This is a genomic window from Reichenbachiella faecimaris (assembly GCF_900176375.1).
GTDB classification, from domain to species: domain Bacteria; phylum Bacteroidota; class Bacteroidia; order Cytophagales; family Cyclobacteriaceae; genus Reichenbachiella; species Reichenbachiella faecimaris.
The window spans coordinates 1,060,730-1,074,918 of record NZ_FWYF01000001.1; the positions used below are offsets into that span (position 1 = coordinate 1,060,730).

The following is a 14,189-nucleotide window of genomic DNA, read 5'->3' on the forward strand; positions in this document are numbered from 1 at the left end:
TCCATAATATTTTCAGGATCTATGAATTATATTGCTCAAATGATTAATACCAATTTGCTCGCCATGATAAAACGATTTACACCAACTGCAGTATGCTGCTTATTAATAAGCTTAACCATTCAAGCTCAAGAACTCAATAACCTTCTTGAAGAAGTAAAGTACAGAAACATTGGCCCATTTAGAGGCGGCCGCTCAGTAGCTGCTTCTGGTGTAGCTGGTGATCCCTTGATAGCCTATATGGGCACTACAGGAGGTGGACTTTGGAAAACCAGTGATGCTGGTCAACATTGGTCAAACATTTCAGACGATTATTTTGAAACTGGGTCTGTAGGAGCCATTGCCGTAGCATCAAGCAATAGCAATATTCTTTACTGTGGTATGGGAGAACATGCCCCGCGAGGCGTCATGACCTCGTATGGAGATGGTGTTTATAAATCTTATGATGCGGGCAAGACTTGGCAGCACATGGGGCTGTCAAAGACTCAACATATTTCAAGAATAATTATTCATCCAAAAAATCCCGACATTGTCTTTGTAGCTGCTCAAGGTGCTTTGTATGGGCCTAATAATGAACGTGGAATATACAAATCAACAGATGGAGGTAAATCATGGACACAAGTACTATTCGTTAACAATTTGACAGGATGCTCTGAGCTGAGCATGGATCTGAGCAATCCTCAAGTGATATATGCCGCCCTATGGGAGCACCAGCGCAAGCCCTGGAAAGTAATCAGTGGTGGAGCAGGTAGCGGCTTGTACAAGTCCACAGATGGTGGTGAAACATGGACTAAAAAAGAAAATGGTCTACCCAAAGAAAAAGGTAAAATGGCCGTATCGATTTGCCAGTCTAATCCTGACAAGGTTTATGCACTAGTAGAAAGCGACACTCAGAAAGAGCAAAGTGGTTTATTTGCTTCAAACGATGGTGGCGAAAAGTGGGCTCTAGTCAGTGGAGATCATCAGCTGACCCAGCGCGCTTGGTACTATATTGAAGTTTTTGCAGATCCAACTAATGAGAATACAGTATATGTTCTCAGCGCTCCAGCACTCAAGTCCATAGATGGAGGAAAAACTTGGCAAAAATTATCGGGAACGCATGGGGATTTTCACGACTTATGGATTGATCCAGAGAATTCAAAACACCTAGTCATTGCCAATGACGGTGGTGCTTCCATCAGTTTCAATAGCGGACAGTCCTGGTCCACCCAACAAAATATGCCTACTGCCCAGTTTTACAGAGTAGCAACAGACAACCTTTTTCCTTATAATATCTATGGTGGTCAACAAGATAATACCTCCATCAAAATAGCATCACAAACTCTAGGATGGTCCGGAATAGATGAACACCACTGGTCAGCATCTGCAGGTGGTGAAAGTGCCTTCTTAGCCTTTGATCCTGACCATCCAAGATTCGTCATGGGCGGGAGCTATTTGGGAACAATTGGTCTTTTGGATACCAAATCAGGATCAACAACTAATGTCATGGCTGCACCAATTCAATACCTGGGCAAAGAGGCTCGAGACATGAAGTACTTATATAATTGGAATGCGCCTATTGTCAAATCACAATACGAACCAAACACATATTTTCATGGTGCTCAGATCTTATTAAAAACACAAGACAATGGCCTATCATGGCAAGAGATATCACCTGACCTCACTAGAAATGATGACTCCAAACAAGGCAAAGGTGGCGGCCCATATACCAATGAAGCTGTAGGTGCGGAAAATTATGGCACACTCAGTTATGTAGTGGAGTCTCCTCATGAGCATGGAGTGATCTGGACAGGTAGTGATGATGGATATGTGCAACTGACCAAAAATGGTGGTACCAGTTGGGCGAATGTCACTCCTAAAAAACTACAAGAATGTTTGATCAATACCATTGATGTATCATCTCACCATCCAGCCAGTGCTTACATAGCTACCACCAGATATAAGTTCAATGACCACAGTCCCGGGCTCTATAAAACCAAAGATTATGGTAAGACGTGGACTAATATTTCTAATGGCATTCCCAACGGAGCCTACACCCGAGTCGTACGCGAAGACCCTGTAATCAAGGGATTGTTGTATGCTGGGACAGAACTGGGCATTTATGTCTCTTGGGACGATGGCTCCACATGGCAATCCTTGCAATTGAATATGCCCGTGGTTCCTATTAATGATTTGACGGTAAAAGGTAACGATTTGGTAGTTGCTACTTCTGGACGTTCATTTTGGATATTAGATGATTTGGGCTTGATCCGTCAATGGAAAAATCAAGAGAAAAATAAACTCTTCAAGCCATCAAATGCCATTATAGGTGAATGGTACAGTAGCCTAAATAGCAGTGGGCCAGAAGTAAAAGGTACTGACGCAACCGCTGGAGTTAACCCTGCCAATGGTGTAACCATTTACTACCACTTGGCTGATACAGCAGATGTGATGCTAACGATAAAAGATGAAAAGGGAAATGTGCTACGAAAATTCAGCTCTATCGGTGACGACTCCTTTCTAAGCTATCCAGGCGGCCCTTCAGCAGCGCCTACTTTATCAGCGGAAAAAGGCTTAAACAGATTTGTTTGGGATATGCACGTGGCCACAATGAAGGGTGCCCCAACTGCTTATATTGAAGGTGGTTATCAAGGGCATAAAGTCCCGCCTTCCAATTATAATCTGGTGCTGTCTGCCGGGAGTTTTAAGGACAGTGTGGAGTGCACCATTGAACCTAACCCTCTCTATAAGGTAACAGCAGAAGAATATGCAAGCTATCACAGCTATATGATTGAAATGGAGGCTACATTCAATGATATGCATGAAAAAGTGAATACTATCATGACCATGCGCAATCAGCTTGATGAGGTACTTGTTTTTTTGACTAATGACACTTCAAAAATGGAGATAAAAATTAAAGGCGACTTGCTAAGAAAACGAATGAAGGACTGGGACGATCTAATGATCCAAAGAAAAGCGAAAGCCTATGATGACGTAGAGAATTATGAAAACAAATTTACGGCAGAGTATCTTTTTCTGATCAATCAAACCTATGGCCCTCAGGCTAAAATCACAAGCAGTTCAAAAACCAGACGAAAAGAACTAGAGGAGCAATGGAAAAAACTAAATGAAACAGCAGTTTCAATTATTGAAGAAGAAATTCCGGCATTTAATCAAATACTTTGGGAAGCAGGTATAGGGGCAGTCAGGGTGAAGAAGAAGTAATTTCATTTGCTTCTCATCTCCTGCAATAGCCCTTTAATATCACGAAGTAAGGAAACTACCTCAGAAGATTCTTTCGTAAGATCTTCTGACGACTTTCTGTTAGACAGCTTTTCCCTTTGAGCAAGCACTGCGTCTTTGAAGGCACCAGCCTCAATGATCCCCACAAGTTGCATATCGCTTTTCATGGGATGACCTTGGCTGGCAGTTTCTATTTTGAGAATTTTAAGTTGAAGCATTTTGAGCAGAGGATTTTCAATAAACGTCAGATCTTGAATATTTTCTAAAGGAATCGTTTTCTCTACTTTGAACATCACACCTTTTTTAAATTGGAGATGATGGGACGTCAGTGAACAACTTAAACTTTCATAATACCTTCTACTGATATATTGGCCTAAGCCCAAAAACCAAATGGGTAATAATACAATTCCAAAAACAGATAAGGTAATGAAAAAGGAAACTATCAATAAAGTGTAAAGTTTGATATTGGGGCTAAATGCTGCTATAAGTAATGGTTGTGTAGATTTTGACATATACGATCCAGATTTTGAGTTTTCGAAAGATATAAAACATTCGTCAATCACCCTACCCTGTGCCGAGCTTGTATAATTTTGAAAGACACACTTTAATTGATCCAAAAGAACGTCTATTATTGTACTATGCTGTTCAATCGACTCAATATTGGCAATAAATTGGCGCTCATTATAATTGGGTTGTCACTAGCTGTATCAGCCTTCTTATCTTATTTGTTTTATGTACAGTTTGATGCTGCCCTGAAGGAAAGGGTACTACTTCAGCTCTCTTCAGTGAAGCAGCTCAAGATTGTGAAAATTAGAAAAGAGCTCAATGAAAGATACGACGCCTTCAGCATGCGTTCTAAAAGCCCCAATGATACAGAACCATCAGCACTTTTTTTTCACGAAGGCATCTATGCATCACTTCCAGATTCACTTCTTGGCTACCCCATAGCCAGTATGCTCAGTGAAGTGGGGCGTAGCATCACCATGTTTGACCTGACACATCACAACCCATCCCATGAAATCACCATTGGGCTGGTCACTCAAATTAATGGTGGTTTTTTGATTGCATTGGCCGAAGAGCCTGAAATTCAAGGCATTCTCTTGGAGCGAACTGGGCTTGGACAAACTGGGGAATCCTATATTGTGGGGAGCGATTATAAACTAAGAACCAAATCTAGATTTCTGAAAGACAGCCCAAAGAATGTCACAGTAAAATCAGATGGTGTCATCCGCGCATTCGAGAATCAACCTGGTGAAGATTTGATTTATGATTACCGAGGCACGCAGGTATTTAGTAGTTACGAAAAAATAGAATTGAGTGGCCTCAAATGGGTTATCCTAACAGAAATCAACCATCAGGAGGCTCTATTCCCTTTGGAGGAATTAAAAAACAAACTGATGATCATGCTTCTGGTGATCATCCTAATTGTACCAATTGGCTCCTATTATTTATCAAATAAAATGGTTCGCCCAATTGTGGAAATGGAACAAAAACTGATCGACATGTCAAAGGGCATCCTAGACCCCATCAAATCAACTCAAACCAGACACGATGAGATTGGACACATGTTTGAAGCACTTAATAAATTGGTAAATGCATTGAACGAAACGATTGTCTTTGCAGGGAAAATCGGAGCAGGTAATTTTCATGCTTCATACCAACTACTTAGTGAAGACGACAAACTCGGTCAGGCCCTGATGCAGATGAAAGAAAAGTTACAAGAGTACCAGAAAAATGAGCAACATCTACTACTTGAAAATCAAAGATCCATTCTAAATGGAGAAGAAGGAGAGCGCTCACGCTTGTCTAAAGAAATGCACGACGGCCTAGGCCCCATGCTCACCACTATGAAAATGAGTATTCAGTCTGCAGAGCTTTCCCCTTCTACCAAAAAAAGTTTATTGAACCAAACAGATGAGACGATCAGAGAAGTTCGACGCATGTCGAATAACCTGATGCCAAGCGTGTTGGCGGATTTTGGTGCAGGTGAAGCCATTGGCAATTTGGTGGATCAGATCAATGAAAGTTCTAACATTAGAATTCGCTACAAAAATGACATGCCTAGCGAAGCCAAGATTGATGATTCAATACAAATCACCTTGTACCGCATTGCTCAAGAGTCTCTAAACAATGCCATCAAGCATTCTAAAGCCAAGGAGATCAAACTATCTATAACAGCTTTCGACAATCGCGTAAGTTTCTATGTTTCAGATAATGGTGTAGGCTTTGACCCAGAAAAAAACACCAAAGGCAATGGACTTCGCAATATGAAGGAACGTGTTAAATTAGCCAATGGTACACTAGAAATTGAAAGCCAATCTAATGGCACCACTTTAGAAATCGAAATTCCAATCGAATGAGTAAGATTAAAATCATAGTAGCAGACGATCATCAGTTATTTCGGGAAGGCATTATTGCTTTGCTCGCAAAAAACGACTCGCTGGACATTATTGGCGAAGCTGCATCTGCCAATGAGTTATTTGAATTGATGGACAAAAGCGTGCCGCACGTCGTACTGATGGATATTTCCATGCCAGAAACCAATGGATTGGATGCCATCAAAGTAGCCAAAGACAAATATCCAGAATGCAAATTTATCGTGCTCACTATGCATGCAGAAGGTCAGTATGTGGTGAAAGCCGTACGCAATGGTGCTTTTGGCTATCTGATCAAAAACGCAGACGAGAACGAATTGATAGCTGCCATTGAAGCTGTGGCATTGGGTAAAAAATACTTCAATAGTGAAATCTCACAACTCATGATAGGTAATATGGCTCTGGAGGGGGAATCGCACAAAAAACTTTCTGATCGTGAAATGGAAGTACTGGAATTGGTATCAGAAGGACGAACCACCAAAGAAATCGCAGATCAATTGTTTGTAAGTGCCAGGACTGTGGACACACATCGGGTGAATATGATGAAAAAGCTAAGTGTACAAAACACAGCCGAATTGATCAAAAAAGCTGCTCACCTCAAGCTCATCTAGCCCTCCGTATTTATACTGACTGAAGAATACAAATATTTGCAGAGATAGGCATATCCGACAAAAAACTAACTTAGTAGCTTGAAATCAGGCATTATATCGCTAATTTCAACTAAAGTTTGAACTATGCACATATTCGACATCATAGCTGTACTAATCTTTTTTTCTGGATTATTCATTTTCGTTAATACTTTCTACCTCAAACTACCCTCCTCTATTGGATTGAGTATTTTGGCACTATTGCTTTCTTTTATAGTCCTCATTTTCGGCAAGGTATTTCCTGAATTTCATCTGGCAGAGCAAGTAAAGGCCTATGACATGGAAGATGTGCTGGTGCGATTCGTGCTGAGTGTGATGTTATTTGCTGGTGCTTTAAATATTGATTTTGGGAAATTGGGAGATCAACTTGTCCCAGTTATTGTACTAGCGTTTCTCGGCGTTCTCATATCAACTTTTGTTATCGGGACATTGGTCTACTACTTGCTGGATTTTATGAACATAGAGTTAGGCTACATTGGCTGCCTCATTTTTGGTGCACTCATTTCATCAACCGACCCCGTGGCCATTACCAAAATCATTCATAGGCACAAACTTTCAGTAGAATTAGAAAACAAAATATCAGGAGAAGCTCTGCTTAATGGTGGCATTGCGATTGTGCTGGCGTTGGTTCTTGTAAGTTTATTTAGAGAACAAGCCGTAGTGGGTACACTTAGTATTGGTAGCTCCATTTGGGTATTTTTAAGAGAATTAGGAGGTGGTTTAATCGTTGGACTTTTCTTTGGATGGCTTGGATATCAAGCTTTAAAATATATTGACAATGACGAAGCACAGGTCGAAGTACTGATTACCATGGCCTTGGTGATGGTAGGCTCTTATATCGCCAACTATCTCAATGTATCGTCCATGCTTGTGGCTGTCATGTCTGGTTTGGTGATTCGCAACTCTGAAAAATCTGCTGATGGAGAAAGTGCGGTAGGTTATTATGTATTCAAATTCTGGCAACTGATGGAGGAATCTTTGGCAGCTATGTTATTTGTTCTCATAGGGTTCGAAATGCTTGTTATTCCTTTGAGACTCGATTACTTCGCAGCTGGATTCTTTGCTCTGAACATCGTATTATTTGCCCGTTGGGTGAGTGTCTTCCTCCCGATCAAAATGATGTCTTCCAGTCATGCATTTGACAAAGGCACTATATCCGTACTTTCATGGGGCGCGTTGCGGGGAGGATTGCCCGTTGCGGTGTCATTGGCTCTCTCTGATTTTCCTGGACAGGAAATCATTGTCACCATGACCTATGTGGTGGTGGTATGTTCTGTGATTTATCAAGGATTTACCCTTGGTCATGTAGTCAGATCTTACCAGTCTCAGCAGTTATAAATCTGACCATTATATTTCAAAATATTCATTTCTCAATAAGGCCATGACCCAATGCCTAAAGATGTTTCATCATCAAATTCGAAATTTTGTCCCATTCGGATAAAATCCTATTAGCAGTCGCCAATTTATTACTTGATAGTACTTCTTAAAGCATAGAATTTACGGTTTGTAAAAATTATTTTTTCATTAACCAACAAATCTATGAGAGGTATTTTATCTATTATGATGACCATCTTGTTGTCATTTATTATCAACCAGCAAAGTCTTTTGGCACAAACCAGCGGCATCAGCTGTGGAACTTCCCAAGCGATGGAAGAGCTATACAAAGCGAGGCCTGAAGCAGCAAAAAAGGCTCAGGAGTTCAATCAATTTACCAAAACATTTGAGGTACAGCAGTCGGCACAACGCAAGGCCGCTTCTGGCTATACCATACCCGTAGTTTTCCATGTATTTGGTTCGGATTTTCAAGGTGCTTCTGTGACACAGTCCATCATTGAAGATGCGCTACAAAAAACAAATGAAGATTTCAATGGACTTAACCCTGATTACGGCGACGTGTCAGCCTATTTCAGTGGCAGAAAATCAACATTGGATATTGATTTTGCTTTAGCCAAAATTGACCCTAATGGAAACGCAACTACTGGCATCACTTTCAACTCAGCCAGATCTGGGTTTGGAAATGGAGGAGGGTATGACAGTCAAATCCAGCAATATGCCTGGGACAACAACAAGTATATGAACATCTACATCATGTTGGACTTGTACGATGATGGTGCCACTAACAACTCTGGTGTAGCCTGGTATCCAGATCAGTGGATGACAGACAATAATCTCGCTCGTGTGGTGTACAATGGTCGCTATCTGGGAACAAACACTAGTGAAAATTTCAGAAGAGTGCTAACTCATGAATTTGGACACTACTTGAATCTGGCGCATACCTTTGACAATGGCTGTTCCGCTCCTGGAGACCATGTGAGCGATACGCCATCTACCACTTCCAACTCTGGAACTTGTAACTATACAGTAGAAACCTGTAGTGGTGCCGGACCCGCCAATGGCGAAAATTTCATGGATTACTCTGAGTGCTATCGGATGTTTACCCAAGGTCAAGTAGCACGTATGGAAGCTGCCTTAAATCATTCGGCCAGACAGCCACTCTGGCAAGCTTCGAACTTAGTCGCAACAGGAGTGGATGGTATAGGTGCGCACGTGCTATTGGCCTCTTCTTCTTTTTCAGAAGATCAAACCAATGATGGCACGATAAACGGTCAAACCAGTATCACAGCCGAAAATGGAGCTTCGTTCGCAGCTTCTGGAACCCTGACTGAGGGCATACACTACACGACAACAAACTTACCCAATGGCCTGAATATTTCTATTACAGTCACCAATAGCACAACAGCTACTTTCAATATCTCCGGTGCGGCAAATAATCACAGCCAGTCCAATAGTCTGAATGATCTCTCTGTCACTTTTCTTGATCCAACTATTACAGGAGGTGCAAATAGTCTATTCAGCCCTACGCTCACCATGTCCATCGAATTTATTGATCCCTATCAAATTGTGTACGAAGACATGACAGATGTATCTGCCAGTGCCTCTGCCACTTGGACGTATTTTACAATCAATACAGGTGGGCATGCTTATGGCGCCTGGTATGATAATGGGAAATTAAGATTAGAAACCTACACCAAATCAATGATTTGTGAAGGCTCTTCGAGAAATCTTACCAAGCTAGATTTCGGAGACCCTATCAATGCTACGTCTAATTGGGTGGCCGGTGGCGCATATCCTGATGAACATGATATACGATCCAATCAATACACGGTCTGGGATGGCTCTTCTGGGTATCTAGGGTTTCAAGTAACCAATAATCAGGGTTTGAATATCAATGGATGGTTCAGCATAACAGTGGCGGCCAATGGCAACTCATTCACCATTCATGACTATGCCTACAATGAAGATCCTAACGGTACCATTACTGCGGGCCAAACTACAGCAAATACAGGAAACCCTCCTGTGGCAGCCTTTTCAGCTTCTTCCACCATAATCATTGAAGGGGAATCAATTTCTTTTACAGACGAATCCACCCACACACCTACGAGTTGGAGTTGGGCATTTGAGGGAGGTACGCCTGCGACAAGCACTAATCAAAATCCAGAAGTAACTTATACTACAGCTGGAGTCTATGAAGTGACCCTGAATGCATCAAATTCGAGTGGAAATGACAGCATCACAATGACTGACTACATCACTGTAAACGAAGCTACTGGTTCAGCGTATTGTGAATCTGCCGGAAGTCGTGTCTCTTATGAATGGATTGCGAATGTGACCCTGAATAATTTCTCCAATCCTTCGGACGCACAACTCTATTCAGATTTTACGAATCAAACTATATCAATTACCAAAGGACAAAGTCATGCAGTTGCACTGACCCCAGGATTCTCTGGATCAGCGTACAACGAGTACTTCAAGATCTGGATTGATTACAACCAAGATGGTGACTTTGAAGATGCAGGTGAAGTGGCCTTTGATGCAGGGGCCGCTTCCAACACCACAGTCAATGGATCCATTATACCTCCAACTTCAGCATTATTAGGTAGCACAAGAATGCGAGTCTCCATGAAGTATAATTCCGCCCCTACCTACTGTGGCAATCTGGGTGATGGTGAGGTAGAGGATTATACAGTCAATATAAGCAATGACACCACTCCACCTGCCGAATACTGTGAAGTCACCAATGGTGCACCTAATGGTCAGTATATCAAAAGATTTCAATTCGGGAATATAGATAACAGCTCCAACTATGAAAATGGAGGGTATTCAGATTTCACCTCCCAAACGACTACTATTCAAGCTGGCTCACCCACTTCTATGACGATCACACCACACAACACTTGGGGAGCTACAGGAGCAAAAGCATGGATAGACTGGAACAGAGATGGTGACTTTAATGATGCGAATGAAGAAGTGCTGTCTGGGTCAGGAAGTGGCGGAAGCTACAGTGCCACTGTAAGTGTGCCAGCTGGTGCAGTTGATGGAATAACCAGACTCCGTATTCGTGCGCTTTATAGTGGCACAGCTACTCCTTGTGACGATGAATACTTCAGCGAGGTGGAGGATTATTCTATAGATGTGAATACTGGAGTCACAGGGCCTACTGACAACATAGGTGTATATGGCAATGTAAAGCTCTATCCAAACCCATTTAAGGATTTCATTCAATTGGATCTGACGGATTTTTCTGCTGAAGAAGTTGAGATTACTTTATTTGATCTCACTGGTGCAATAAAATATCAACAGAGGATATCTTCTACAGAAAGTCATTTAAGAATTGGGACAAATTTGGAAGATGGGTTCTATGTCCTCCATGTAAAAACTGACCAATTACGCGAAGTACATCACATAGTTAAATCAGATCAATAATTAAAGAGAGAAAGCTGGTGATCCCAGCTTTCTCTCTTCTAAAATTCGTTTCAAGGTGTCGTAGCTTTATAGATAACCGCAGATGATGAAGAGTTTATTTCATAAGTACTCTCTGACTCCAAAAAGCAGGATTCACCTCTTTTTAATTTCAAAGCCAATGTACGTTCTGTAATTTCAATTTCACCGTCAATGACCATCAGAACCTCAGCAGTCTTCGCCTCAGATTTATAAGTAGTGCCTGCAGTCAGTTCAATTTTACTCAATTGAAAGTCTGGTGCTGGGCTTTTATAAATTCTTTCCAGTCCATCTGGTTGTAACTCACCTTTCATGATATGAGGGTGGGTTTTCTCAAAGGCTACATGTTTGAGTAATTCTGGCACGTCCACATGTTTTGGTGTAAGCCCTCCCCTGATCACATTGTCTGAGTTTGCCATCAGTTCCATATTTTGGCCTTGCATGTAAGCATGCGGGATGCCAGCGTCTTGAAAGACTGCTTGTCCAGGCATCATCTTTACAACGTTGAAAAAGTAGATGGAATAGAGTCCCTTGTCTATTTTATCATCTGAGCAAAAAGTCTTGTAGGCCTTTGCTGCCCAATAATCAGCAGAAGCCTTGTTCAATTCTCCGTCTTCGAACCTTTTTAAAACCCTGTTAATCAAAGGCTGAAGCACTTGATTAGTGGTCTCATCAGGTTCTTCCATCACATGTTGATACAATCCTCTGTATCCAGCCTCTTCGAAAATCGAAACCAAGGGGGTCAATTCTTGCGTCGTTTGTAGCGTCTTCTTTAGCTCAGCTTCAGGCAAAAAACCATGCAACAACCAAAACTCGCTCAAGGCCACCATGATTTCTGGCTTGTGGTTGTTGTCTTTATAATTTCTATTTGGGGCATCAAGTGCAATCCCCAATTCATTTTCATTGGCAAATCCCTTTTCAGCTTCTGCCTTGGTTGGATGCACCTGAATAGACAACATATCATTCACATCTAAGACTTTGAACAGAAAAGGTAATCGGCCAAATTTGGATTCAGTGATCTCACCCAACACCTCCTTGGCATTGGCTTCAATAAATGAGTCAAGGTTAGTCCCTGTGTCTGTTAAAACTGAAGGAGCATTCACATGTGCCCCCAACCAATATTCTGCACAGGGCCTTCCCTCAGCTCGAATACCAAGCAAATTTGGAATGTAACTCTTCCCTCCCCAAGCGTAGTTTTGAACTTTCCCCTTAAGTGAATGTAATTTTGACATTAAATACCAATGTATGAATTTGTAGGTTTGGCGTGCAATTTAATAATGATTTAAGAAGGGTTTTGAAATTATGGAAACTTAATAATTGTTCTTGTCAGAAATCGAATGGCACGAGCTCCACACCAGATCTAAAGTTAGAACTAATCCGAGCTGAAACGTTTGTGGCCCCTCCAGGAAACCGTAAATATTTGAAACTCAGCTTAAAACCAGAATTTAGAAAAAAAATAATCAAACATTTCCATTAATTAGGTTATTCTCATTGTGGGAAGAAACGTTCTCTTAGACAATAAAACTCCAAAAACTTAATCAAGAACAACTTATTAAACTAAATTACGTACAACATATTAAACTAAATTTAACGCATCAATAAATACTTAAATAAACACAAACCTTATCAATGGCACTACCATCCGAAAAATTAGCACAATCTCTGGAAGTTCTGAAAGAAATACAAAGCAATGGTTCGAAAACAATCAAAGCTAAAAACCTCACCAGAACACATAGAGAAAGGTTACTAAAACATGGCTTCATCAAAGAAGTAATGAAAGGATGGTATATATCTTCAAGACCAGATGAAGTTCCAGGAGACAGCACAAGTTGGTACACCTCATTTTGGGACTTTTGTTCTAACTATCTAAATGATCGATTTGGAAATGAATGGTGCTTATATCCTGAGCAATCTTTACTATTACACAGTGGCAACTGGACTATACCAAATCAATTATTGGTAAAAGCCACAAAAGGCCAAAATAATCAGACCACTCTCCTTTATGGAACTTCTATCTTTGACACAAGGCTTTCTTTGCCAGCCCATGACTCAATTATTGAAATTGACGGGCTTAAACTTAACACTCTGCCGTCAGCCCTAATCTCAATTTCTGAAAATTTCTATCGTCTACATCCGATAGATAGCCGAACCGCACTGAGCTTGATTAAAGATTCATCAGATATTTTAACGCTATTATTAGATGGGGGGCATTCGACAATTGCCGGCCGGCTAGCTGGTGCATTTAGAAATATAGGTAACGATCGTGTGGCAAACGACATAATCAAAACCATGAGGGCAGCTGACTATGACGTAAGGGAGACCGACCCATTTGAAGAAAAATTACAACATTCGATCAATACTAGAGAAGTATCTCCTTATGTACAACGTATAAAATTGCTCTGGCAGCAAATGAGAGATGAAATCATAGACATTTTCCCAAAAGCTCCTGATGTAAAGAACAAAGAAAGTTACCTGAAATTAGTTGAGGAACTTTATACAACTGACGCTTATCACTCCCTATCCATAGAAGGATATCAAGTCACTTCAGAGCTTATAGAAAGGGTCAGATCCGGTAGTTGGAATCCCGATAGTAACGTAGAAGATCAGGATCAAAAAAATGCCTTGGCCGCAAGAGGCTACTGGCTAGCCTTTCAGTCCGTGAAAACAAGTATTGAAAAAATATTTGATGGTCAACCCCCAGGAGGAGTAGCTGATTTGGATCATGGAGATTGGTATCGGGCACTTTTTCAACCGAGTGTTGCTGCAGGTATCATAAAACCTTCAGATCTGGCAGGGTATCGCAATAGCCCTGTTTATATCAAAAATTCTAAGCATGTACCATTGAACCGGGATGCCGTCCGAGATTGCATGCCAGTCTTATTCGAACTACTGTCGAATGAATCAGAAGCTTCGGTACGAGCCATTTTAGGACATTTTATTTTCACTTTCATTCACCCCTATATTGACGGAAATGGTCGAATTGGCCGCTTCTTGATGAACGTAATGTTGGCCTCTGGGGGGTATCCATGGACAATTATTCCTGTAGAGAAAAGAAATGAATATATGAATGCTCTAGAAAAAGCCAGTATCAATCAAGACATTCAACCCTTTGCTCATTTTGTTTCTCAACAAGTAAAACTTATTAATTCATCAAATAAGCGTTAAATTT

8 protein-coding genes are annotated in these 14,189 nt (G+C 41.1%); 6 read left to right on the forward strand and 2 right to left on the reverse strand.

Annotated features, from left to right (window positions below):
- Window positions 1-63 precede the first annotated feature (63 nt).
- Window positions 64-3,201: a WD40/YVTN/BNR-like repeat-containing protein gene (locus B9A58_RS04415; RefSeq protein WP_139793738.1), complete on the forward strand. Its 3,138-nt coding sequence runs from the start codon at window positions 64-66 to the stop codon at window positions 3,199-3,201.
- Window positions 3,202-3,203: 2 nt separating this feature from the next.
- On the opposite strand, the gene B9A58_RS04420 is transcribed toward B9A58_RS04415, so the two are convergent.
- Window positions 3,204-3,731, reverse strand: coding sequence for a PH domain-containing protein (locus B9A58_RS04420; protein WP_084371203.1), 528 nt, complete (start codon window positions 3,729-3,731; stop codon window positions 3,204-3,206).
- Window positions 3,732-3,827: 96 nt separating this feature from the next.
- On the opposite strand from B9A58_RS04420, the gene B9A58_RS04425 reads away from it, so the two are divergent.
- The 4 genes from B9A58_RS04425 (at window position 3,828) to B9A58_RS04440 (ending at window position 11,005) form a co-directional block, all read left to right on the forward strand.
- On the forward strand, window positions 3,828-5,579 hold the full coding sequence (locus B9A58_RS04425; RefSeq protein ID WP_139793739.1) for a sensor histidine kinase: 1,752 nt from the start codon (window positions 3,828-3,830) through the stop codon (window positions 5,577-5,579).
- Window positions 5,576-6,205, forward strand: coding sequence for a response regulator (locus tag B9A58_RS04430; RefSeq protein ID WP_084371205.1), 630 nt, complete (start codon window positions 5,576-5,578; stop codon window positions 6,203-6,205). Before B9A58_RS04425 ends, B9A58_RS04430 begins: the two co-directional genes overlap by 4 nt.
- Window positions 6,206-6,328: 123 nt before the next feature.
- Complete coding sequence (locus tag B9A58_RS04435; RefSeq protein WP_084371206.1) at window positions 6,329-7,579, forward strand: cation:proton antiporter; 1,251 nt, start codon at window positions 6,329-6,331, stop codon at window positions 7,577-7,579.
- Between the two features lie 201 nt (window positions 7,580-7,780).
- Complete coding sequence (locus B9A58_RS04440) at window positions 7,781-11,005, forward strand: M43 family zinc metalloprotease (RefSeq protein WP_084371207.1); 3,225 nt, start codon at window positions 7,781-7,783, stop codon at window positions 11,003-11,005.
- A 50-nt stretch (window positions 11,006-11,055) separates the two neighbouring features.
- On the opposite strand, the gene manA is transcribed toward B9A58_RS04440, so the two are convergent.
- Window positions 11,056-12,252, reverse strand: a complete 1,197-nt coding sequence (manA, locus tag B9A58_RS04445; protein ID WP_084371208.1) for a mannose-6-phosphate isomerase, class I — start codon at window positions 12,250-12,252, stop codon at window positions 11,056-11,058.
- Window positions 12,253-12,649: 397 nt separating this feature from the next.
- Between manA and B9A58_RS04450 the strand changes: the two genes are divergently transcribed.
- Window positions 12,650-14,185, forward strand: coding sequence for a Fic family protein (locus B9A58_RS04450; protein ID WP_084371209.1), 1,536 nt, complete (start codon window positions 12,650-12,652; stop codon window positions 14,183-14,185).
- The last annotated feature ends 4 nt before the right edge of the window (window positions 14,186-14,189 follow it).